This window comes from Streptomyces sp. NPDC058221, from assembly GCF_042882365.1.
GTDB lineage: Bacteria > Actinomycetota > Actinomycetes > Streptomycetales > Streptomycetaceae > Streptomyces.
In genome coordinates this window covers 61641-83675 of the sequence record NZ_JBHVWF010000012.1, presented here as the reverse complement: position 1 = coordinate 83675, position 22035 = coordinate 61641, and the positions used below count along the sequence as shown (strand labels likewise).

Annotated in this window: 19 protein-coding genes; 10 read left to right on the top strand and 9 right to left on the bottom strand. The window is 69.3% G+C overall.

The features are described 5' to 3' along the window. Nucleotides 1-163: 163 nt before the first annotated feature. Nucleotides 164-1666 (bottom strand): multicopper oxidase family protein, encoded by a 1503-nt coding sequence (locus tag ACFVW8_RS06690; protein WP_389686745.1) that lies wholly within the window; start codon nucleotides 1664-1666, stop codon nucleotides 164-166. A gap of 313 nt (nucleotides 1667-1979) precedes the next feature. Here ACFVW8_RS06690 and ACFVW8_RS06685 point away from each other — a divergent pair, with 313 nt between their 5' ends. The 3 genes from ACFVW8_RS06685 to ACFVW8_RS06675 all read left to right on the top strand — a co-directional run bounded on the left by ACFVW8_RS06685 (nucleotide 1980) and on the right by ACFVW8_RS06675 (nucleotide 4423). Beyond that, nucleotides 1980-2591, top strand: a complete 612-nt coding sequence (locus tag ACFVW8_RS06685) for a TIGR03086 family metal-binding protein (RefSeq protein ID WP_389686743.1) — start codon at nucleotides 1980-1982, stop codon at nucleotides 2589-2591. A 113-nt stretch (nucleotides 2592-2704) separates the two neighbouring features. Further along, nucleotides 2705-3883: a cytochrome P450 gene (locus ACFVW8_RS06680; protein WP_389686741.1), complete on the top strand. Its 1179-nt coding sequence runs from the start codon at nucleotides 2705-2707 to the stop codon at nucleotides 3881-3883. Between the two features lie 255 nt (nucleotides 3884-4138). Beyond that, nucleotides 4139-4423, top strand: a complete 285-nt coding sequence (locus tag ACFVW8_RS06675) for a helix-turn-helix domain-containing protein (RefSeq protein WP_389686739.1) — start codon at nucleotides 4139-4141, stop codon at nucleotides 4421-4423. 32 nt (nucleotides 4424-4455) lie between these two features. On the opposite strand, the gene ACFVW8_RS06670 is transcribed toward ACFVW8_RS06675, so the two are convergent. From ACFVW8_RS06670 to ACFVW8_RS06660, 3 genes are all read right to left on the bottom strand, one after another. Beyond that, the gene (locus ACFVW8_RS06670; protein ID WP_389686772.1) at nucleotides 4456-6339 is read right to left on the bottom strand and encodes an ATP-binding cassette domain-containing protein; all 1884 of its coding nucleotides are present in this window, start codon (nucleotides 6337-6339) and stop codon (nucleotides 4456-4458) included. A 908-nt stretch (nucleotides 6340-7247) separates the two neighbouring features. Then, nucleotides 7248-8237 (bottom strand): hypothetical protein, encoded by a 990-nt coding sequence (locus ACFVW8_RS06665; protein WP_389686737.1) that lies wholly within the window; start codon nucleotides 8235-8237, stop codon nucleotides 7248-7250. Between the two features lie 965 nt (nucleotides 8238-9202). Then, nucleotides 9203-9802: a TetR/AcrR family transcriptional regulator gene (locus ACFVW8_RS06660; protein WP_389686735.1), complete on the bottom strand. Its 600-nt coding sequence runs from the start codon at nucleotides 9800-9802 to the stop codon at nucleotides 9203-9205. 86 nt (nucleotides 9803-9888) lie between these two features. On the opposite strand from ACFVW8_RS06660, the gene ACFVW8_RS06655 reads away from it, so the two are divergent. Continuing rightward, on the top strand, nucleotides 9889-10323 hold the full coding sequence (locus tag ACFVW8_RS06655; protein WP_389686734.1) for a nuclear transport factor 2 family protein: 435 nt from the start codon (nucleotides 9889-9891) through the stop codon (nucleotides 10321-10323). Beyond that, complete coding sequence (locus ACFVW8_RS06650; RefSeq protein WP_389686770.1) at nucleotides 10323-11171, top strand: NAD(P)H-binding protein; 849 nt, start codon at nucleotides 10323-10325, stop codon at nucleotides 11169-11171. The genes ACFVW8_RS06655 and ACFVW8_RS06650 overlap by 1 nt, the downstream gene beginning before the upstream one ends. A 283-nt stretch (nucleotides 11172-11454) precedes the next feature. Here ACFVW8_RS06650 and ACFVW8_RS06645 read toward each other — a convergent pair whose 3' ends face one another. The 4 genes from ACFVW8_RS06645 to ACFVW8_RS06630 are packed head-to-tail and all read right to left on the bottom strand — an operon-like array spanning nucleotide 11455 to nucleotide 14950. Further along, nucleotides 11455-12357 carry an SDR family oxidoreductase gene (locus tag ACFVW8_RS06645; protein ID WP_389686732.1) on the bottom strand — a complete coding sequence of 301 codons (903 nt, stop codon included), beginning with the start codon at nucleotides 12355-12357 and terminating at the stop codon, nucleotides 11455-11457. Nucleotides 12358-12401: 44 nt separating this feature from the next. Continuing rightward, nucleotides 12402-13139, bottom strand: a complete 738-nt coding sequence (locus tag ACFVW8_RS06640) for an SDR family NAD(P)-dependent oxidoreductase (RefSeq protein WP_389686730.1) — start codon at nucleotides 13137-13139, stop codon at nucleotides 12402-12404. Between the two features lie 37 nt (nucleotides 13140-13176). Then, on the bottom strand, nucleotides 13177-13923 hold the full coding sequence (locus ACFVW8_RS06635; protein ID WP_389686728.1) for an SDR family oxidoreductase: 747 nt from the start codon (nucleotides 13921-13923) through the stop codon (nucleotides 13177-13179). 58 nt (nucleotides 13924-13981) lie between these two features. Beyond that, the gene (locus ACFVW8_RS06630; protein ID WP_389686726.1) at nucleotides 13982-14950 is read right to left on the bottom strand and encodes an alpha/beta hydrolase family protein; all 969 of its coding nucleotides are present in this window, start codon (nucleotides 14948-14950) and stop codon (nucleotides 13982-13984) included. A gap of 186 nt (nucleotides 14951-15136) precedes the next feature. Here ACFVW8_RS06630 and ACFVW8_RS06625 point away from each other — a divergent pair, with 186 nt between their 5' ends. Then, nucleotides 15137-15733 (top strand): TetR/AcrR family transcriptional regulator, encoded by a 597-nt coding sequence (locus ACFVW8_RS06625; RefSeq protein WP_389686724.1) that lies wholly within the window; start codon nucleotides 15137-15139, stop codon nucleotides 15731-15733. 351 nt (nucleotides 15734-16084) lie between these two features. Here ACFVW8_RS06625 and ACFVW8_RS06620 read toward each other — a convergent pair whose 3' ends face one another. Next, the gene (locus tag ACFVW8_RS06620; RefSeq protein ID WP_389686722.1) at nucleotides 16085-16798 is read right to left on the bottom strand and encodes a FadR/GntR family transcriptional regulator; all 714 of its coding nucleotides are present in this window, start codon (nucleotides 16796-16798) and stop codon (nucleotides 16085-16087) included. A 171-nt stretch (nucleotides 16799-16969) separates the two neighbouring features. On the opposite strand from ACFVW8_RS06620, the gene ACFVW8_RS06615 reads away from it, so the two are divergent. The 4 genes from ACFVW8_RS06615 to ACFVW8_RS06600 all read left to right on the top strand — a co-directional run bounded on the left by ACFVW8_RS06615 (nucleotide 16970) and on the right by ACFVW8_RS06600 (nucleotide 21998). Beyond that, nucleotides 16970-18247: an SLC13 family permease gene (locus tag ACFVW8_RS06615; protein WP_389686720.1), complete on the top strand. Its 1278-nt coding sequence runs from the start codon at nucleotides 16970-16972 to the stop codon at nucleotides 18245-18247. A 160-nt stretch (nucleotides 18248-18407) separates the two neighbouring features. Further along, complete coding sequence (locus tag ACFVW8_RS06610; RefSeq protein WP_389686718.1) at nucleotides 18408-19802, top strand: acyl-CoA synthetase; 1395 nt, start codon at nucleotides 18408-18410, stop codon at nucleotides 19800-19802. 242 nt (nucleotides 19803-20044) lie between these two features. Beyond that, nucleotides 20045-21322, top strand: coding sequence for an alpha/beta fold hydrolase (locus ACFVW8_RS06605; protein ID WP_389686716.1), 1278 nt, complete (start codon nucleotides 20045-20047; stop codon nucleotides 21320-21322). Between the two features lie 22 nt (nucleotides 21323-21344). Continuing rightward, nucleotides 21345-21998 carry an MBL fold metallo-hydrolase gene (locus ACFVW8_RS06600; RefSeq protein WP_389686768.1) on the top strand — a complete coding sequence of 218 codons (654 nt, stop codon included), beginning with the start codon at nucleotides 21345-21347 and terminating at the stop codon, nucleotides 21996-21998. The last annotated feature ends 37 nt before the right edge of the window (nucleotides 21999-22035 follow it).

The window sequence follows — 22035 nt, the reverse complement described above, 5'->3', positions numbered from 1 at the left end:
CAGCGCGTAGTTCATCGAGCCACGGTCCAGGATCGTCAGGCTCGTCCCCGGGCGCCGTCGGAACCGCCGCACGACGCGTGCGCCTGCGACCGTCAGTGCGCCTGCGACCGTCAGTGTGCCTGCGACGGTCAGTGTGCCTGCGACCGTCAGTGTGGCGGGGATGTCAGGAGTGGTGGTGCGCCTGTGGCACGACGCCGACCTTCTCGCCCTCGCCCAGGACGACGAACTGGCCCATCATTCCGTCGTCTTCGTGCTGCAACAGGTGACAGTGGTACATGTACGGAGTGTTCGGGTCGGTGTGGCCGCGGAAGCGCATCGCCAGCCGGTAGTGCTTTCCCTGGGCCAGCAGGACGGTGTCCTTCCAGCCGCGCAGGTGTGGTTCCGGCTTCCCGCCGTCGACCGTCAGCACCTGGAACTGCACGTCGTGGACATGGAAGTTGTGCAGGTAGCCGTTGTCGTTGACCACGTCCCACACCTCGACGGTGCCCTCGCGGACACCGAAGTCGATGCGGTCCATCGACATCGACCGGCTGTTGATCTGGTCCGACGCGAGCACGAAGGAGCGCTCCTGCGCGGCCTTTTCGCCGGCGAGGTCCGGTGCGGCCCCGAGCGAGGCCGGGATTTCGGCGTTGTCGGACAGGGTGGCCGCGGCCCGGAACCGGCAGATGTCGAGGCGGTCGTCGAAGCCGTCGAGCCGTCCCAGCGTGCCGCCGTACTCGGACGGACAGGAGCGCAGATCGACCCGCTCTCCCGGCTTGAAGGCGACCACGATCTCGGCGCGTTCCCCCGGCGAGAGATACAGGCGCTCGGTGTTCCACGGTCTGGGGAGCAGACCGCCGTCGGTGGCGACGAGCGAGAACGTCCGGTCGTCGGAGAACCCGAAGTTGTACAGGCGGGCATTGGAGCCGTTGAGCAGCCGCAGCCGCACGAGTTCGGTCGTGACGTCGACGTACGGACCGATCGTGCCGTTGACGAGCACCTCGTCACCGATCACGCCCAGCGAGCCGCCGAGCGGCACCCGCTTCTCGAACTGGTTGTCCCCGTCGAACGCACGGTCCTGAACGATCATCGGGAGGTCGTCGACGCCGTACTCGGACGGCAGCTTCGACGCCTGGCCGCCCTCGTCGTCGACGATGAACAGTCCGCCGAGGCCCCGGTACATGTGGTCGGCGGTCGAGCCGTGTACGTGCGGGTGGTACCAGAGCGTCGCGGCGGGCTGGTCGATCGTCCACCGCGGTTGCCAGGTCTCTCCGGCCGGGACGACCTGGTGCGGTCCGCCGTCCATGGTCGCGGGCAGGTGCATCCCGTGCCAGTGGAGCGAGGTCTCCTGATCCAGGCCGTTGTGCACCGCGAACTCGACCCGCTCGCCGCGCCGCGCGCGGATGGTCGGACCGAGGTACGTGCCGTTCACGCCCCAGGTGCGGGTGGCTGCCCCGGCCTTGAACCGGGTCCGGCCCGACTGGATGCCGAGCGTGAAGACCCGGACACCCGACGAGCTGATCGTCGACTCTGCCTGCGGCGGGATCGACAGGGCCTTGTCGAAGGCGATCTTGCCGACCGTGTCCTGCTTCGCTGCGGCGTAGTAGATGCCGTAGCCACCGCCGGTGAGGACGGCTGCGCCCCCGATGCCGAACCCGAGGGCCTTCAGCGCTGTGCGTCGTTTCATGGGGACACCGTCCCGCGCTGGACGGCCCCTTCGCGTCAGCGTAAATCACGTAGACCTGCCGACCGATGCGGCAGGGCCTCGACGTACGCAGCCGTACGCAGTTCTTACCGACGCGAAGGACTCCCCGGCGCGGGAGGGTTTTCCCCGGGTGGCGTGAGTGCGCCCCGTGCCCCGCGCCGGCTGCCGGCGGGTGCCGGTGCCGGGCCGGAGACGCGGCGGTCCGATACTGGGCAACCGGCCGCACCGGCTACGGCATGCGGAACACCTCCGCTTCCCCTAGCCGGTGTTCATACCGACGAGCGAAATGGAACTGATGTCATCTCATCCGGTGCTCCCCGTCCTGGACCAGCTGGCACGCGTGATCGGTGCGACGACTCCCGGGCAGGACACGGCGCCGACGCCGTGCGCCGGTCTCGACGTGGTCTCGCTCCGCCGGCATCTGCTCGGCGGAATCGGGTACTTCACCGTCGTCCTGGCCGACCCCGACGGCGACCGGCGGCCGGATCCGCGGGCCTACACCGGTCCCGACGACGCCGAAGTCCTGGTCGCGGCGATCGGGGAACTGTCGGCGGCCGTGCGTGCCGCCCTGGCGGACGGCGTCGAAGCGGTTTCCGTGCGGGTGCCCGCGCTGGGCGGCACGTTCCCCGGTGACGAGGTGCTGCGCATGCTGCTGGCCGAGGCCGTGGTGCACGGCTGGGACCTCGCCCGCGCCACCGGTCAGGCCTGGCAGCCCGATCCCGCGGCGTCGGAGCAGGCGCACGCGCTGCTGGCCGACCGGATCGGACCGGAGTACCGGGGCGGCGCGGGCATGCCGTTCGCCCCCGAGGTGCCGGTGAGCCCGGACGCCCCGGCGCTGGACCGGTTGCTGGGCTTCGCGGGCCGATCGCCGTACTGGACGAGCACGCCCGTCACCAAGGGCAGTTGACCGAGGGCTTGGCGCAACCAGTCCGAAGGGGCCGTGTGCCGGCCCCTGCTCCCGCGCGGCAGCCGGTGCGTCGGCCGCCGCGGAATCCGCTTCACCCGTCTCCTGGAGCCCCGTTGTCCCCCATACCCACCAGTGACGTCGACCTCTACACCGAATCGGCGCGCATCGACCCGTACGACATCTATGCCGAACTTCGGGCTCTCGGGCCGGTGGTGTACCTGCCCCGCCACGATCTCTACGCCTTGCCCCGGTACGACGAGGTGCGCGCCGCGCTGATGGACTGGCAGACGTTCTCGTCGGCGCGGGGGGTGTTCGTGGATCCGGACATGAACGCCCAACTGGAGGGAATCACGCTGTGCAGTGATCCGCCGGAGCACACGGCGATGCGCTCGGTGCTGGGGCGGCCGCTGCGGCCGGACCGGATGCGCGAGGTGACTCCGCGGATCGAGGCCGAGGCCGACCGGGTCGTCGAGCGGCTGGTCGGCAGGGGCCGGTTCGAGGTGGTGACCGAACTGGCGGAGTACCTGCCCATGACCGTGGTGTCGGACCTGGTCGGGCTGCCCGATCACGGGCGGGAGAAGATGCTGGAGTGGGCGGCGGCCATCTGGAACACCCAGGGGCCCGCCGACGCCCGGGCGGCCGCGGCGGGGCCGGCCGTCGAGGAGTTCATGGCCTTCGCCATGAATGACGCCGTGCCAGGGAAGATCGACCCCGACGGCTGGGCGGCACAGCTCTACCGGGCCGCCGACCGTGGCGAGATCCCGCACGAGAAGTGCCCGGTGATGATGCTCGACTACGTCACCCCCAGCCTGGACACGACCATCCTCGCGATCACCAACGCGGTCGCGTTGTTCGCCCGGAACCCGGACCAGTGGGATCTGCTGCGCGCGGACCGCTCGTTGATCCCGCACGCGATCAACGAGTCGCTGCGTCTGGAGACCCCGGCGCCCCAGTTCAGCCGGGTACTCACCGAGGACCACCGGATCGGCGGAGTTCCGCTGGCCGCCGGTTCACGGGTCGCGCTGCTCTACGCCTGCGCCAACCGCGACGAGCGTCACTACCCGGATCCCGCGCGCTTCGACATCACCCGCCGCCCTTCGGACCACCTCGCCTTCGGACGGGGAGAGCACGTGTGTGTCGGGATGCACCTCGCCAGGCTGGAGATGAGCGCGCTGCTGGAAAGGCTCGCCGACCGGGTAGCCGGCTTCGACATACTGGAACGCCGCCCCCTCATCAACAACGGGTTGCGGGGTCTCGACCACCTGGAAGTGGCGATCCGGCCCGCGGTCTGACGCCCGGCACAGGGCGCCACCGGGCCGCCGCCGTGCCTCGGTGCCCCGCTCGTGGACGTCGACGGGACCGCGCCGCTGCGGCCCGAATCGGAAGCCGCATACTCCGCACCGAGGGCCGTCGGGAACCGGCACGCAGCCGGCGGCGCCGGCCTGCTCCGTCGCCGGCCGGTCGATGACCGGCTGTTACCGTGGCCCGCGCTGGGCAGGCCATGACCTGCAGGGGGACACGCGCGGCTGCGAGCGGTGGAGACAGGCGTGGGCGAGGCCGCACCGAGCGGCGTGCTGAACAAGGCACTTGCCGTGCTGCGGGCGTTCAGCGTCGAGGACACCACCCTCGGCTTCGCCGAGTTGCAGCGTCGCACCGGCTTGCCCAGGAGCACTCTGCACCGCACCCTCGGAGATCTGACGGCCGCGCGCCTGCTCGTCCGGGTACAGGGCCGTTACCGTCTGTCCAGCCTGGTCTTCGAGCTGGGGATGCGGGCCTCCGTCGAGCGCGGTCTCCACGCACCGCGGCTCGGCGGCCGTACACGGTACCCGTAGCGGAGGGTTCGTACGGTGTCAGCGGTCAGCGGTCAGCGGTCCTTGGCCAGGGCGACGAGTTCGGCGAACAAGCCACCGCCGTCGACGAGGTCGTCGTACGTCCCGTGCTCGATGACGAGGCCGTCCTCCATGACGAGCACGCGGTCGGCGAGGCGGGTGTTCTCGAGTTGATGGGTGACGACGATCGTCATGCGGTCGGCAGCGATCCGCTTGATTTCCAGGAAGAGGGCGTGCTCCCCGCGGGCGTCCATCTGAGACGTCGGCTCGTCCAGGATCAGGAGGGGCGTCCGGCGATACAGGGCTCGCCCGCACACCAGGCGTTGCCACTGACCGCCGGACAGTTCGGCTCCGCCGAACATCTCCCTGGTGAGAAGCGTGTCCAGCTGCTGGGGCAACTTCTCCACGGCGTCACGCATGCCGACGGCGTCGACGACCTCCCACACGGCCTCGTCGTCGTAGGTACGAGGCTGGCCGAGGGTGATGTTCTCGCGGGTGCGCAGGGGCCAGCAGGCAAAGTTCTGCGGAACGAGCGCGGTCCGGCTCCACACGGCGTCGGGATCGGCTCGGGCCAGGTCGATGCCGTCCCAGAGAACGCGGCCCTTGTCGGGGAGAAGGATGCCCGTGATCAGTTTGGTCAGCGTCGACTTTCCGGAGCCGTTCTCGCCGACGACCGCCAGGATCTCCCCTCGACGCAGGGAGAGCGACACCCCCGCGACGGCGGGTCCGTCCTTCCCGGGGTACTGATAGACGGCTTCGTCGAGCCTGATCTCCTCGACGGCTTCCGGGATCGTCAGTTCGCCCCGCTTGGGGGCCAACTCGTCGGCCATGTCGAGAAAGGCGCGCATGTCGGCCAGGTAGAGCGAGGTGTGGAACAGCGCCGCTCCGTAGATCACGACGTTGCTGAGGGCAGCGAGTGTGGTCTGGACAGCGACGACGGCCGTAGCGGCGATGGGCAGCTCCACGCGACCGGTGGCGGCGAGCCAGGCGAGCGTGGCCCAGGTGCCGCACAGGAAGACGCCCCCCAGGGCGCTGGTGGCGAGAGTGATGCGCAGCTGGCGTGGGGCTGCGGTCAGGGTGCGTTGGTCGATGCGGTCCGAGAGGGCGCGGTACCAGTAGATGAGGTAGCCGGTCATGCCGTTGGCCCGGACCTCGTCCCCGTGGCGGGAGAAGGTGGCCCACGACCGCATGAGCGCCCGGACGTTGCGGTCGCCGACGTTGAGGTAGTGGGTCTCGTAGTCGACCCGCGCGGACAGTACCGCCCCTGCGCCGGCGGGAATGACGGCCAGGAGGAGCAGGGGCAGCATCAGGGGGTGGAGAGCGGTGATGACGGAACTGGCAGCGATCATGCGGATCAGGGCGGACATGAATCGCTGGGCGTCCTGGACCATCATGGAGGTACGCGTCACGCCGACCTCTGCGGCCTCCTGCCTGTCCTTGAAGCCGTCCTGGCCGTAGGCGCAGGACTCGACCCGGCACACGGCGGCCACCAGAGCCACGTCCGCCTGGGTCATCAGCCGCGGCGTGATCCGGCCGTTGGCGTAGGAGGACAGGGCGCCACTGATCCGTGCGACGCCGGCCGCGGCCGTGACGACGATCAGGGCGGGCAGGGCGTCGTGCAGCCGTTCGGACACCTCGTCGTTGCCGAGGATGTGGGTCATGGCCTGTGCGGTGAACGCGAGGACGACGCCGGCCGCGATGCCGGTAACGAGCTGGCAGGCGAGGAGCAGCAGAGCGGCTGCTCTGCCGACGGCCCATGCCATTCGCGCGGTGTGTCCCAGGACCGACGGGAGACGGCGGCACATAGCGCCAAAGCCGGCATCTGCCAGGGGGTTCCTGCCGTGCTTGCCGTTGTAGGTAAGGGGGGCCGGGGGTGGCGGGGGAGGTGTCTCGGGGGGTTCGGTCGAGGCGGCAGTCACGGTCACCTGTTCCTCCTGCGGGGATTGACGCCTCGCCCGGACGGCTCGGCAGTGCACGGCATAACGACGCCGACGAGGAATCGAACGCGCTCGATTTCGGACGTGCAGGCGCCCTTGTGCAGCAACGAAGCGGGCGGGTGCGCGCCGCTACGGGGCCGGGCGCGGGACTGGCGAGTTGGCCGAATCGCCGACGTTCGAAACCCCTGGGGCGAATGAGGTTTCGAGGAGCCTCCGGCGGGCGCGGCGGAGGCATGACATACGGCATATCAGGGCGGGGACGACGGCCCCGGTCATCGCGACTGCGTCGGTCCCCGGCGCCTCGGCAGTCAGGGCACCGGCCGCGTGCGGTGGATCTGCGTGAAGCTGCCGCAGTGTGGGACGGAGCGTATGGGCCGGGTGGCGGACATACCGCGCGGTCGTGAGAGACGGGAGCCTGAAGGGGCGAGTGAGACGACGGCAGAGACCCTGCACTACCGCTTGGACGGGCCAGAAGACGCACCAGCGCTGGTGATCGGCCCTTCCCTCGGGACCACATGGCACAGGGCAGTACCGTCTTGTGGCGCCCACGTGGTCCGGTTCGACGCTGTTCACACGGCTTGGTCTCGGTGGTCCAGGTGCCTCGGAGCCTGCGTGTAGACGGCCCAACGGCGGGCTGGTCAGGGAGAGGCCGTCACTCCTGTACGCGATCTCGCCGCGTTTGAGTGGCCTTCTTCGCGGCCCGCACGGGCATTCGCCCGGCGACCTGGCCGGCGGCACCGGCCAGGTCTTGTCTCATGTCGGCAACGGGCCGGCTGCATGGGTTCGAGAGCCTGGCTTGCCGGGGTTGTGACTTGGAGTGCTGGCCGGCTCGCTGTATGACGAAGCCCCCGGTCATCGGCGAATTCCCGGGGGCTCGTCGTCTGGTGGGGTCAGCTCACCGGCACGAGGCAAGTCACATGAGCTCGGACCGCCTGAGAACCAGGACCATCGTTGGTCACAGAGAACTCGACGGTCCTGTCATCCACGTTCCTGGCCGTCCAAGCGACCTTGTCGTTACCTCCGGAGCCTTCGAGGTAGCGGTCCACGAGCTGAGATCCAGCCGGGCACTGTGCTGTCAGCACGAGACGTGCGTCAGGCACTGCGATACCTTCCTGGCCGGAGACGTCGACAGCCTCGAACTGCGCCGCGTCGCCCTTGTCCCCCTCAGGACCAGCAGGACCAGCAGGACCAGCCGGACCAGCCGGACCAGCCGGACCAGCAGTCCCGGTGTCGCCCTTAGTGCCTGTGTCTCCAGCGACACCCTGGGGCCCTGCGGGGCCCTGAGGGCCGGTCTTTCCCGTATCTCCCTCAGGCCCGACAGGGCCTACATCGCCCTTGGCCCCCTCGGGGCCAGGGTCTCCCTGGTCTCCCTTGACGCCGTTGGTGCCGGTGCCGTTCTTGCCCGGCTCTCCCTGTGGACCTGCGGGACCGGAAGGCCCCTGCGGACCGGTCTTTCCGGGCTCGCCCTTCGGGCCTTGCGGCCCTGCCTCTCCGTTGTCCCCCTTGGGGCCCTCATCGCCCTTATCCCCCTTGGGCCCGGGAGGACCGACCTTGCCGCCGTTGTCCGAGCAGACTGAGACCGGCCCGAGGTTCTGCGTGTAGCGGGCGCTGAGCCAACCCTTGGGCGTCTTGTACCACGTGCTGTTGCCGTTCACGTTCTGGCCGGTCACCTTGCACACGAGCTGGACACGGGCGCCGCTCCGGTAGAAGCCGGTGGCGACTGAGGCCGTGGTGGGCATCGAGCGGGCGTTCTGTCCGATACGGGATACGACCTTGCCGGCCGAGCTTGCTGCGTGCGCTTCGGCGGTCATGACTGAGGTGGCTGTAAGCCCTGCGAGGAGGCCGATCGTGGCGCTTCTGGCGATGCGGGTTCTGATCATGGGCGGGATGCTATGTGAATAAGTTGACAATTCATCATATAACACCCTACTGGTGAAGGAGGGTGTCTAGAACTTCGCAAGCCGCCACCAATCCAGTCACCGGGCAGGTGACTGTTCGAGTAGTCACTCGCAAGATCGTCACAACGGATGACGAGCGCTTCAACGCTCTGACGCCGACGCGCGCCACCCAAGCCGGCGCTGAGAAGCTCACGGCGACCAACGGGCACCCGTTCTGGAGCCCGTCAGGGCAGGGGCGGGTCAAGGCGGAAACGCCCAGTTCGGGTATGACCCTTCTGTGCAGCGACAAAAACCACCGTGCGAGTGCGGAAGAACCATGCGTTTTCGCGACTCAAGACGATATGCAACCTCACCGTCGCAGACATTCACGCGTACTAAGTGATGGCTGGAAAAGGGGCAGTGCTCGTTCATGATTCCGACGGCCTGTGCCCCGTCTGGAATGCTGACTTCGATAAGCTACCCAAGGGTAAGTGGGGGAATGTCGGGGAGATGTCGGCGGCGGAGGAGATGCGCGCCGCATTCGACCAGTGGACTGCAGGCGCTTGGGCCGGATGCCATTCGGTGGACCCTTTTGGATTTCGAACACAGCCGAGGGTGATGTCGAAGCGGTGAAGCGTCGAAGGAGCCGAGCGATCGGCTGCTCGCTCGAATGCCCTGCTGAAGATCAATTCAGCAGGGCATTCGTCTTGTGGAGGCCACGTTTTCCATGGACCGCCGCATCGGCGACGCCGTGTAGGGCTTGCCAAGTGCGGAACTACCAGAACCACGAGCGCCCGCGTGGACTCGTAGGCGCAGCGGGAGTGAGGGCCGCCGCTGACCATGGTCGCGAGCGGAATCGGACCGCCGTATGTGCCGCTGTCCGACGAGGTCGGGCTCGGTGTTCGGCAGGTCGGTGAGGCCTCTCCCGTACTGATGCTCCGGGTGCGGTTGCACTTGGAACACTCATTTCAGTGCTTCTGGGATGCTCTGCCGGAGTCGAGGACGGCGGCGGTGAAGGCCGCCAGTTGCGCGCGCATCGTTTCGCGCGGCACTCGTTCCTGTCCGGTCAGGTGCTCGACGAGGTCGGCTCGGGTGGCGGCGAGCAGGGCGTGGGCGGTGAAGCTGCTGTCGGCCGGGACGGTGGCCTGCTCGAGTACGGACCGGAGCAGGCTGTGCCACCATCCGTAGTGCTCGGCCAGGTACGGGCTGCCGGTCCCGCTCTCCTCCAGAGCCAGCGCGAGGCGGCGGTTGTCGAGTTTGAAGCAGAGGATGGCGTCGAGCAGTGCGGGTACGCGCTGCTGCGGTGGGGCGGTGGAGCCCAGAGGTGGCGGGCCGGCCTCGACGGCCTCTCTGACCGGTTCGAGCCGGGCCTCGTACAGCGCGCGGAGCAGGCCGGGTCGGTCGCCGAAGGCCCGGAAGAGTGTGCCTTTGCCGACGCCGGCCGCTGTGGCGATGTCGGCCATGGTGATGTCCTCGGGGCTCTCGCCGCGGGCGAAGAGGGCGTCGGCGGCGGCGAGGACGGCCTCCCTGTTGCGTGCGGCGTCCTTGCGGGGCTTGCGCTCGGTCATGGTCTCCTCCAGTTGCAAAGCGGACCGACGGTCCGTATCGTCGAAAGCGGACCCAGGGTCCGTATTCTACGAGATGGAGAAACCCCATGACCGCACCGACGCCTCCGACCTCACCGGCGGAGGTCTACCACCACAGCCTGCGGCTGCTGCTGGACAAGGACATTCCCGGATGGATCGCCCTGTGGGCCGAGGACGGCTCCATGGAGTTCCCCTTCGCCCCTGAGGGCTGGCCCAGGCACCTGGAGAACAGGGAGGCCGTCGCCGCGTACATGCGGCACTACCCCGACCACATCGATCTGCACGACTTCCCCGAGCTGCGAATCCACCAGACCGCAGACCCGGAGGTCATCGTGGTGGAGATGCGAGGCGTCGGCCGCCTGGTGGAGACCGACAGCCCCTTCGACATGACCTACATCGCCGTCGTGACGGTCCGGGACGGCTACATCACCTCCTACCGCGACTACTGGAACCCCCTCGCCGTCACCGCACCCGGCACCGACTTCAACCGGAGCAGCCGATGATCACCACCACGGAAACCACGCTGGTCACCGGCGCGACCGGCAACACCGGCAGCCGTATCGCCGCGCGGCTCACCGCGGCAGGCGACAGCGTCAGAGCCGCGAGCCGGCACGCCGCCCCGGTCCCCGGCGCGGAGTCGGTCCCCTTCGACTGGTACGCCCCCCGGACCCACGCCGCCGCCCTCGAAGGAGCCGACCGCGTCTACCTTCTGCCGCCGGTGGGCGACCCCGACCCGGCCGCGGTCATGCTGCCCTTCCTCCGACAGGCCCGCACCGCCGGCGTGCGACGCGCGGTGCTCCTCAGCGCCTCGGCCGTTCCCCGGGGCGGCCCGGCGGTGGGGAAGGTGCACCAGGAGCTGCCCGGTCTGTTCGACCACTGGGCGGTGCTGCGACCCTCCTGGTTCATGCAGAACTTCACCGGCGCACACCCGCACGCCGTGAGCATCCGGGAAGAGGGCGCGATCTGGACCGCGGCCGGGAGCGGCCGGGTCGGCTTCGTCGACGCCGAGGACATTGCGGCCGTCGCCGTCCACGCCCTGACCGACGCACAGGCCCCCAACACCGATCTCGTCCTCACCGGACCGGAAGCGCTCAGCTACGACGACGTCTCCGCGATCCTCGCCCAGGTCACCGGCCGCCCCGTGGAACACCACCGGCTGTCCTGCGAGCAGATGCGCGACCGCCTCACGGCGCAGATGCCCTTGGAGTTCGCCTCGATGCTGGCCGGCATGGACCGTGCCATCGCCGACGGAGCCGAGGACCGCGTCACCGACACCGTCCAGCGCTTCACCGGCCGGCCCGCACACACCTTCCGCGCCGTCCTGGAAAGGGAGATGCGATCCGGCGGTTGATGCTCCAAAATCGAGCGGGGTCGCCGGTGGTGGCAAAAGACGCCCGAGCCCCGTGCACAGCCGTGATGACGTTCGGCGGCGGCTGTGCACCGATGAGGGCTCGAGTGCTGGGAAGGGCGAAGTCGTCGAAGACGAAGGGGCCTTCGACGAACGAGGCGATCTGGCCAGTGAGCGTGCCTCGGACCGTTCCGGCTGTCGTCTTGACTCGATGCTGTCAGCCCGGGGGCGCATGCCGGCCGCCTTGCTCGCCAGTCTCGTCGCCGCGGTACGACTTCCGGCGGCGTCAGGAGGGGTGGTTACCAGCGGCGAGCTCGGCGAGCAGGCCTGGTTCGGACGGCGCCCAGCCGAGGCGCTCACGCGTGAGCGCGCTGGATGTCGGGAAGTCACCGCCGGTGAGCCGTGCGAACCAGCCGAAGTGGTCGGCCGACGCGTCCGCGTCGAGTGACCTCGTGGGGACACCGACGACGGTTGCGATTCCTTGGGCGATGTCGCGGAAGGCTACGCCTTCCTCGGCGACTCCGTGCAGGATTGTGCCGGCGGTTGCTTCTTCGGCCGCGAGCCGGAAGAGGGTGGCGGCGTCCTTGCGGTGCACTGCGGGCCAGCGATTGTTTCCCGCGCCCACGTAGGCCGACTGCCCGGTTTCACGGGCAAGGGTGATGAGCTGGGGAACGAACCCGGTATCGCCCGTGCCGTGGACCGTCGGGGGAAGACGGACAACGGATGACCGTACCCCGTGCTCGGCGAGACCGAGGACATGCTCGACGGCCTCGATGCGCCTACTCGCAGGCCCGTGTGCAACTGCCTGGTCGGTTTCCTTCGCTACCTGCCCCTCGGCGAGACCTGCGAGGCCGACGGCCACGACGAAGGGCCGTTGGGTTCCGGCGAGGGCTTCACCCATGGCTGTCACGGCCTTGTATTCCGTCTCGGCCGCGCCTGCCGGGTCCGTGGTGAACGCAACGTCGTGGCGGTACGCGAGGTGGATCACCCCGCCGCTTGCTTCAGCGGCACGGCGCAGCGAGTCGGGGTCCTCGAGGTTTGCCCGGACGGGCTCGGCGCCGAGTGCTCGCACCGCGTCCGCGGCGGTGTCGGACCGCGTGGCTGCGGTGACTTGATGGCCTGCGGCGATGAGTTGGGGGACGAGAGCGGAGCCGATCCATCCGGTGGCACCGGTGACAAGAATGTGCATTGTTTTCCTCGCAGTGGTCGAGAATCCGGCCGATGGGTTCGCGGTCACCAGGCGACGGGGCCGTTGACGTCGGTGAAGGTCCCGGTGGGACCATCGGCGTTGATGGTGGCCATGGCAACCGCCTGGCGAGCACCGTCCTGCGGAGTCCCTGTCCCGTGGTGGTTGTTCAGGTCCGTGGCGACGAATCCGGGGCAGACCGCGTTGACGAGGATCTTCTCGGAGGCGAGGTCACGGGCGTACATCAGGGTCACCGCGGTCAGCGCAGTCTTGGAGGGGACGTAGCCCAGCGCGATGGGATCGGTGTTGGCGAAGTCGGAGATCGCCGCGAGGGAGCCGGCGCTGCTGGACACGTTGACGATCCGCGGGCTGTCGGAGTTGCGCAGCAGCGGCAGGAACGCGCTGGTGACGGTGATGACACCGAACACGTTGGTCTCGAACACGTAGCGGACGTGGTCGACGTCGGCGGAGCGGGGCACCTGCCCGGCGAAGTCGGCGCCGGGCTGGTGGCTGATACCGGCGTTGTTGATCAGTGCATCGAGGCGGCCGAAGCGGGACCGGATGCTCTCGGCAGCGGCGGATGCCGAGGCGGGGTCGGTGACGTCGAGGGCGATGGCGGTGACGTCGCCGCCTGCTGCGCGTAGTTCGGCGGCGGCTTCTTCACCGCGCTCGATGCTTCGTGCACCGATCAGGACGGTGTGGCCGAGTTCGGCGAGCTGGGCTGCGATTTCGCGGCCGATTCCTTTGTTGCCGCCGGTGACCAGGGCGATCATGGGGTCGTTCATGGAGATCCTCCGGTGCGGGTGCGGGGTGCTGGGTCTGTTACCAGGGGAGGGGACCGTCGTCGCCGGAGAAGGTGCCCGTCGGGCCGTCGGGTCCGATGAGCGCCATCTTGACGATGTGCCGGGCGCCTTCTTCCACGGTCTTGGTGCCCTGGAAGTTGTTGAGGGCGGTCGCTGTGAAGCCGGGGTCTGCGACGTTGACCTTGATGCCGGTCGGCTCCAGGGCGGTGGCGAATCCGAGGGTGGCGGCGTGCAGCGCGGATTTCGAGGTCGGGTAGATACCGAACATGGAACGCTGCGGGTTGCTCTCGTCGTTCAGCGTGAGTGAGCTGCCGGAGCTTCCCACGTTGACGATCCGTGCCGCCGGGGCCTCGCGGAGCAGCGGAAGCAGCGCCTGCGTCAGTGCGATCGGTCCGATGACGTTCGTCTCGAAGAACTGGCGGACGACGTCGGGTGATACCTCGGTGAGCAGGCCCTGGCGGGCACGCTCCTCCAGTGGGGTGTCGGCGTCCCCGACGAACGAGATGCCGGCGTTGTTGACCAGCACGTCGAGGCGGCCGAACTCGTTTCGGATGCGCTGTGCGGCGGCCGCGATCGACGCCTCGTCGGTGACGTCGAGCTGCACCGCGTGGGCGTCCCCGTCGATCTCGGCCGCGGCGGCTTCGCCACGGCCCAGGTCCCGGGAGCCGACGAGCACGGTGTAGCCGTGTCCGGCGAGTTCCTTCGCCACCTGCCGGCCGATACCTGAATTCGCGCCGGTGACCAGGGCTACGCGAGTTTTCTGCATGGGATGCGCTCCTCTCGGTGGGCTGGTTGTCCAGCCCTCGGGGTGGGGGTCTCGGTGACTACTTGGATTCGACGTGGCCGAAGGCGTCGGGGCCCGTGGCGAGTGCGTCCTGCGCCGTCTGCCAGGCGGTGTTGTCGGAGTCGAACGCGGTGCGCAGGTAGGCGGAGGTCAGTTCGGCGACCGCGGCGACCCGGTCGGGGCTCTCGTCCGAGGTCTCGACACTGTCGTGGCCCTGGATCCCGCCGAAGAGGTGCTCGCCGTCGAAGACAGTCAGCAGAGTCTTGGGCCCGGGGGCCAGGTGGTAGGGATCGGCATGCCAGTCCGGGCCCATGGTCGTCCAGTGCTGGGAGTCGTCCTTGTCACCGGCGACGACGAGTGCGGGCGTGGTCATCGTGGTGAGGTTCATGGTGCGGAAGACCGGTACCCGGGCGGCCGCGAACCCGTTGAAGGTGTCGCCGCCCCGGCCGGTCGCGCCGATCAGCACGCCCTGCGTGATCCGGGGCTCCAGGAGGTTCACCTCTTCGTCCGTGTCGAGGTCGGTGATCCGGGCGCCGAGGAGGAGTTCGGCGGTGAAGCCCCCGAGCGAGTGGCCGGCCACCGCGACCTTGCTGTGGTCGATGCGCCCGGCGAGCTGCGGCACGGCCTGCTCTATCTTGTCGAGCCGGTCGAGGATGTGGCTCATGTCCTCGGTGCGGGAGCGCCAGAACAGCGGCGCTTCGGGCCGATCGCCGACCAGGCGGCTCAGCCGTGGGGCGCTGAGATGGTTGGGCTGGATCACGACGAAGCCGCGGGCCGCCCAGACCTTGGCGAGGGGGAGGTAGCCGTCGAGTGAGGACAGGCCGTAGGCCCCGCCGTGGCCGTGCGACAGCAGGATGACCGGCAGGTCGGTCCCGGTCAGGGGCGCGGAGACACGGACTTCGAGGTCCAGAGGGCGTCCGGGCACGGTCAGCGCGATGGGGCTGACCGACACCACGGGCGGAGCGGTCGGGTGGAGGTAGGTGTCGGCGATGGAAGTCCACTCAGGCATGACGCACGCTCTCTTCGGAGATTTGTCGCATACCGACCGGTATGCGGCGCGAAGGTGGTGAGGGTGTCCGGGTCGGCTAAGCTGAGACCCGAAGCGGAACCTTGCTCCATTTCACGATACGGAGCATTGCTCCGTATCGCAAACGCAGCACCGCGCCGTAGTGGCGGCGCACGGAAGGACAATGTGGTGAGCACGACGGGTAAGCCCCGATCGGATGCGGCTCAGAGCACGCGGGCCGACGCGGTGCGCAGCCGGCAGAAGCTGCTTGCGGCCGCCGCGGAGGTGTTCGTCGAATCCGGCGTCGACGCGCCGGTCCGTGAGGTCGCGGCCAGAGCAGGCGTCGGTATGGGCACCCTCTACCGCCACTTCCCCACGCGGCCGGACCTCGTCGTCGCCGTCTTCCGTCACCAGGTCGAGGAGTGTGCCGAGGCGGGCCCGCAGCTGCTCGCGAACAACGACTCCCCCTTGGAGGCGCTGCGGCAGTGGATCGACATGTTCGTTGACTTCCTCGTCACCAAGCACGGACTGGCCCACACGGAGCAGCCCGACAGCAGTGGCTTCGGTGCACTGCACACGTTCTTCCTCGAGCATCTACTGCCCGTGGCCGAGGAACTGCTCGGTGCTGCGGCCGGGGCCGGAGAGATTCAGGACGGGATCCAGCCTTACGAACTCATGCGCGGTATCGGCAACCTCTGCATCGCACCCGACCATGACCCCCGCTATGACCCCCGTCGCCTGATCGACCTGCTCCTGCGCGGCATCCAGCAGCCGAAGGCATCCTGAGTTCGTTCCCCGGGGCCGAGCACCCCGACCGGCATAACCGAACCGTGGCGAGCGGGTCCGGATACCCCGTGCCGTACTCATGAGTGCGGCTTCCGCCCGGCCGGCGACCGGCTGTGTCGGGGTGCGGGCTCCATTCCACGGATCGTTCTCAAGGGGGCACCGTGGACAGCGTGCGCGGCGGCACCCCGCATCCCGGCACGGTCTGGGCGAGGGGTCCCTCGCTCCCCCCTCGTCAGCAGCGGGGATTCTGCGGGGAGTGACTGACGCTCGGAGGTTCCGGCTGTCCTGGTCCGGTGCGGCCTGGGCGATATGGATGAGCGGTCCGCGCGCCGGTTGTCGGGTCGGGCCGCCTCAGCCTTCTTCGCTCTCCGGATCCCAGTCGAGGAGCCGGACTTTCGCGACCGTCCGCACATGGCGGCGCATCGCCGCGGCGGCACCCCGGCCGTTGCCTGCTTCGATCATCTTGAAGATGGCCATGTGCTGCGCGAACGACTTGGAGGGGCGGCCCCGTTGGCGCAGTGACTCGTGGCGCGACTCCGTGATCTGCTCGGCGATCGAACGCATGAAGTCCGCGAGGAGCGTGCTGTGTGCTGCTGCCGTCACGGCGGCGTGGAAGCGACGGTCGCCTTCGACGCCGTGCTCGCCTCGCTCGATCTCCTGCGCCATGAAGTCGAGGGCGGCGCGGACCGCGGCGAGGTCCTCGTCCGTGCGGCGTTCCGCGGCGAGTTCGGCGAGCTTGGTCTCCATGGCTTCGCGCGCCTCGAGTACGTCGGGGAGCCGGCGCCGGCGTTCCACGAGCTGCTCGACGGGCTCGGCGACGTCGAGGCTGTCGCCGACGAGGTAGGTGCCGCCGCCGTGGCGTACTTCGACCAGGCCCTGCACTTCAAGGACGACGATGCCCTGCTTGACCGAGGCGCGGGAGATGCCGAGGCGCTGGGCGAGTTCGCGCTCGGGCGGGAGACGGTCGCCGGACTTGAGGCCGGACTCGGCGGCGTAGGTGCGCAGACGTTCGATGACCTGCTCGTACAGGCGCGTGCGCCCCAGGGGTCGCAGTGCTTCGGACATGGGCCACCCCCTCCCGTGGATATTCGCAGCGTAGCAGCGGGGGTGGACAAGTGGCTGAGCCAATGTGCGCGCACCCCCTTGACGAGGATGAACGCGCCCCCGACTCTGTGGGTCACCCAATCGACCAAGTGGCTGAGCCACTTGACCGATCCTGCACCCGGGGAGCCCCCGATGTCCGCGGAACTGATCTCGATCCTTGTCCTCGTGGTGGTCTTCGTGATCGCCACCACCCGCTCGATCAACATGGGTGCGCTCGCCTTCGCCGCAGCATTCGGCGTCGGTGAACTCGTCGCCGACCTCGACGCGGACGGCATCTTCGCCGGATTCCCGGGCGACCTCTTCGTCGTCCTGGTCGGCATCACGTATCTCTTTGCCATCGCCCGAGCCAACGGCACCACCGACTGGCTGGTGCATGCCTCCATCCGCTTGGTCGGCGGGAGAATCGCGCTGATCCCCTGGGTGATGTTCGTGATCACCGGCGTCCTCACCGCGATCGGCGCCGTCAGCCCGGCCGCGGTCGCGATCGTGGCGCCGATCGCGCTCAGCTTCGCCGCGCGCTACGGCATCAGCCCGCTCCTCATGGGCGCGATGGTGGTCCACGGCGCGCAGGGCGGCGGGTTCTCGCCCATCAGCATCTACGGCTCGATCGTCAACGGAATAGTCGAGCGCGAGAACCTCCCGGGCAATGAAGCCGCCCTGTTCCTCGCCTCTTTGGTGGCGAACCTGATCATCGCGGCCGTCGTCTTCGTCCTGTTCGGCGGTCTGAAGCTGGCCCGCCACCGCGCTGACGCCGGCAGCACCGGCGACGACAGCGGCAAGGGCGCGACCTCGGAGTCGGACGAGGAGAACCGCCTCACCCCGCCCCGTATCGCCACCCTCATCGCCCTCGTCGCCCTGGTCGTCGCCGTGCTCGGCTTCGACCTCGACGCGGGCCTCACCGCCGTGACGCTCGCCGTCGCACTCAGCGCCGTCTGGCCGGCCACCAGCCGCAAGGCGGTCAGCGAGATCGCCTGGCCGACCGTGCTCCTCATCTGCGGTGTCATCACCTACGTAGGCGTCATGGAAGAAATGGGCACCATCAAGTGGGCGGGCGAGGGCGTCGGCGACATCGGCATACCCCTGCTCGCGGCCCTCCTGCTCTGCTACGTCGGCGCCATCGTCTCGGCCTTCGCTTCTTCCGTCGGCATCATGGGCGCCCTGATCCCGCTGGCCGTCCCGTTCCTTGCGCAGGGCGAGATCGGTGCCGTCGGAATGATCGCCGCGCTTGCCGTGTCGGCGACGGTCGTGGACGTCAGCCCCTTCTCCACGAACGGTGCCCTCGTGCTGGCGGCCGCGCCGGATGTCGACCGCGAGCGGTTCTTCCGGCAGTTGATGATCTACGGGGGCGTCATCGTCGCCGCGGTCCCCGCCATCGTCTGGGTGGTCCTGGTGGTACCCGGATTCGGGTGACACGCGCCAGGAGGCCCTGCCCGCGGTCCATGGACCCGCCCGCCGACTGATGACCGCGGGCGCTCCGCGAGCCCGAGTTCCATGAATCGGAGTACGAAAAGTGAGTCACCGGACCACGCCCCTGTTCCCTGCCCTGGCTGAAGGTTCGTCCCGGCCGGCTGTGACCTTCGGCGAGCGCACGCTCTCGTACAGGGAACTGGCCGAGGCGGCCGGCTCTCTGGCCGCACTGCTCGGCCAGGCTCCCAGAGTCGCCGTCTGGGCGACACCGACCCTGGAGACGGCGGTCGGCGTGGTGGCGGCACTGCTCGCCGGAATCCCTGCCATCCCGCTCAACCCCAAGGTCGGCGAGCGGGAACTCGCCCATATCGTCAGCGACAGCAAGCCGGCGCTGGTTCTGGCAGGGCAGGGTGACAGGCTGCCGTTCGCGCTGGACGAGTTGGTCCGGATCGACATCAAGACCACGGCCACCACGGCCCACGAGGGCGCCAGGCCCGAACCCGCATCCGACCATCCGGCCTTGATCGTCTACACCTCCGGCACCACCGGCCCGCCCAAGGGCGCGGTCCTGCCTCGTCGCGCACTGTCCAGCACTCTCGACGCCCTGGAGGACGCCTGGCAGTGGACCTCGCAGGACGTCCTCGTCCACGGGCTTCCCCTGTTCCACGTCCACGGGCTGATCCTCGGCATCCTCGGCCCGCTGCGGCGCGGCGGATCGGTACGCCACCTGGGCCGGTTCAGCACTGACGGGGTGACCAAGGAGCTGAGTGCCGGGGCCACGATGCTCTTCGGCGTACCGACGATGTACCACCGGATCGCCGAGCAACTGCCCAGAGACCCCGCACTGGCCAGGGCGCTGGCGGGAGCGCGGCTACTCGTGTCGGGGTCCGCCGCGCTACGGGCCCGCGACCACGAACGGATCCGGACCGCGACCGGGAGGGCGGTGATCGAGCGGTACGGAATGACGGAAACGCTGATGAACACCAGCGTCCGCGCGGACGGCGAACCCCGGGCGGCCACCGTTGGCGTACCGCTGCGCGGCGTCGACCTGCGCCTGGTCGACGAGAACGGCCGCGAACTCCCGGACGGACCCGATCAGGTGGGCGAGATCCAGGTACGCGGCCCGAACCTCTTCCTCAACTACCTCAACAGGCCGGACGCCACCGCCGACGCCTTCACCGCCGACGGCTTCTTCCGTACGGGCGACATGGCGGTACGGGACCCGGACGGCTACGTACGGATCGTGGGCCGCAAAGCCACCGACCTCATCAAGAGCGGCGGCTACAAGATCGGCGCGGGCGAGATCGAGAACGCCCTCATGGAGCACCCGGCCGTACGCGACGCCGCAGTGACGGGTGAGCCCGACCCCGACCTGGGCGAGCGGATCGTGGCGTGGATCGTGCCCGGCGATCCGGAACAGCCGCCTACGGACAAGGAGCTCGCGGACCACGTGGCGGCCCAGCTCGCCCCGCACAAGCGCCCGCGCACCGTCCACTATCTCGCCGAGCTGCCGCGCAACGACATGGGCAAGCTCATGAAGAGGGCCCTCCATGCCTGAGCCCAGCCCTGAACCCCGCTGGCCCTCCGCTCCACCCACACCGTCCACCTCCCGCCAAGCCCTCGCGCTCCTCACCACCGACTTCACCGAACTCCCCACCCTTGATGGCGAGTGCAGAGCGAGTCCGGCTGCTGGTTGCGGATCACTCGCGTCGGCAGGCTCGGCAGCGCCGGAGCGTGGCAGGCCCCGCTAGGTCCACCCCGGCGATGTGACATCTCGTGACAGATGAGAGGGTCGGGCGGGTGAGCGAGACACCCCCGAACACCCTGCAATACCGCTTTGACGGGCCAGAAGACGCACCAGTCCTGGTGATCGGCCCCTCCCTCGGTACCACATGGCACATGTGGGACCGCCAGATATCCGAGCTCACCCAGCACTGGAGAGTCTTCCGCTTCGACCTCCCGGGTCACGGCGGCGCGCCCGCCCACCCGGCCACCGCCGTCGGTGAACTCGCCGACCGGCTGCTTGCCACGCTCGACAGCCTCGGTGTCCAGCGCTTCGGCTACGCGGGCTGCTCCATCAGCGGCGCGATCGGCGCCGACCTCGCGCTCCGGTACCCGCAGCGGGTCGCCTCGCTGGCCCTGGTGGCCTCATCGGCCCGGTTCGGCAGCGCCGACGAGTTCCGCCAGCGCGGGGTGATCGTCCGCACCAATGGTCTGGAGCCGATGGCCCGCACCGCTCCGGAGCGGTGGTTCACCCCCGGGTTCGCCGCCGCTCAGCCCGCCATCGTCGAGTGGGCCGTCCAGATGGTCCGTACCACCGACCCGGGCTGCTACATCGCCGCCTGCGAAGCCCTCGCCGCCTTCGACATCCGCAGGGAGCTGGGCCGCATCGGCGTCCCCACGCTCGTCCTGGTCGGCGCGGAGGACCAGGTCACCGGCCCCGGCGACGGCCGCACCCTGGTCGCGGGCATACCCGATGCCCGGCTCGCGCTCGTGCCCCGGGCCTCGCACCTGGCCCCGGTCGAGCAGCCCGGAGCCGTCACGGACCTTCTGCTCACTCATTTCTCCGCTGCCTGGCAGGACACCCAGGCAGCCATTCCGGCGCTGTCCTTCACCTCCCAGCTCTCCACCCCCGTGCTGCCCGTGGCGGAGATCACCGCGGCCACCGCGCGCCCGGAGACGGCGTCCGAGGGGCGCGCCGACCCGTATGTGTCCGGGATGAAGATCCGCCGGGAGGTGCTCGGGGACGCTCAGGTGGACGGCGTGACGGCAGCCTCCGACGACTTCACCGAGGACTTCCAGCAGCTCGTCACCCGCTACGCCTGGGGCGAGGTATGGAGCAGGGAGGGGCTGGACCGGCGCACGCGCAGCAGCGTCACACTCACCGCGCTGGTTGCCTCCGGGCATCTGGAAGGGCTGGCCGCGCACGTCAGCGCTGCCCTGCGCAACGGCCTCACCCCGGCCGAGATCCGGGAGGTCCTGCTGCAGACGGCCGTGTACTGCGGCATTCCGGCCGCGGGCGCGGCCTTCACGATCGCGCAGTCGGTGATTCAGGCCGAAACGACGCCGCCCGCGTAGCAGGATGGGACGCATGAACGCTGTGAACCCCGAGCCGTTCGCGCTCACGCTGACCAAGAAGACCCACTCCTGCATCCGTCTGGAGAAGGCCGGGCGCACGCTCGTCATCGACCCCGGCGGCTTCTCGGAGCAGGACGCCGCGGTCGGTGCAGAGGCGATCCTGGTGACGCACGAGCACCCCGACCACTTCAACGAGGAGCGGCTTCGGGCCGGTCTCGAGGCGAATCCGGCTGCCGAGATCTGGACCCTGCGCAGCGTGGCGGACCAGCTCGGCGCGGCGTTCCCGGGGCGTGTGCACACCGTCGGGCACGGCGACACCTTCACGGCCGCCGGATTCGACGTCCAGGTGCACGGTGAACTCCACGCGGTGATCCACCCGGACATCCCGCGGATCACCAACATCGGCTTCCTGGTGGACGACTCGCTCTTCCACCCCGGCGACGCGCTCACCGTGCCCGACCGGCCCGTCGACACCCTGATGCTTCCGGTGATGGCCCCCTGGAACAAGATCTCCGAGGTCATCGACTACGTCCGTGAGGTCGAGCCGCGCCGGGCCATCGACATCCACGACGCGTTGCTCACCGATCTCGCCCGCCCGATCTACGACACCCAGATCGGCGGCCTCGGCGGTGCCGACCACGGCAGGCTGGCCCCGGGGGACTCGACGAGCCTGTGAGGGGCGGCGCCCCGGCGGCTGTCAGTGGGAGCCGCTA

Excerpts from the sequence above, each read along its gene's own strand:
- ACFVW8_RS06615 (WP_389686720.1), top strand. The coding sequence starts at position 16,970 with ATGTCCGCGGAACTGATCTCGATCCTTGTCCTCGTGGTGGTCTTCGTG.
- ACFVW8_RS06665 (WP_389686737.1), bottom strand. The coding sequence starts at position 8,237 with ATGATCAGAACCCGCATCGCCAGAAGCGCCACGATCGGCCTCCTCGCA.
- ACFVW8_RS06645 (WP_389686732.1), bottom strand. The coding sequence starts at position 12,357 with ATGCACATTCTTGTCACCGGTGCCACCGGATGGATCGGCTCCGCTCTC.
- ACFVW8_RS06620 (WP_389686722.1), bottom strand. The coding sequence starts at position 16,798 with ATGTCCGAAGCACTGCGACCCCTGGGGCGCACGCGCCTGTACGAGCAG.
- ACFVW8_RS06660 (WP_389686735.1), bottom strand. The coding sequence starts at position 9,802 with ATGACCGAGCGCAAGCCCCGCAAGGACGCCGCACGCAACAGGGAGGCC.
- ACFVW8_RS06685 (WP_389686743.1), top strand. The coding sequence starts at position 1,980 with ATGTCATCTCATCCGGTGCTCCCCGTCCTGGACCAGCTGGCACGCGTG.
- ACFVW8_RS06630 (WP_389686726.1), bottom strand. The coding sequence starts at position 14,950 with ATGCCTGAGTGGACTTCCATCGCCGACACCTACCTCCACCCGACCGCT.
- ACFVW8_RS06635 (WP_389686728.1), bottom strand. The coding sequence starts at position 13,923 with ATGCAGAAAACTCGCGTAGCCCTGGTCACCGGCGCGAATTCAGGTATC.
- ACFVW8_RS06690 (WP_389686745.1), bottom strand. The coding sequence starts at position 1,666 with ATGAAACGACGCACAGCGCTGAAGGCCCTCGGGTTCGGCATCGGGGGC.
- ACFVW8_RS06655 (WP_389686734.1), top strand. The coding sequence starts at position 9,889 with ATGACCGCACCGACGCCTCCGACCTCACCGGCGGAGGTCTACCACCAC.
- ACFVW8_RS06640 (WP_389686730.1), bottom strand. The coding sequence starts at position 13,139 with ATGAACGACCCCATGATCGCCCTGGTCACCGGCGGCAACAAAGGAATC.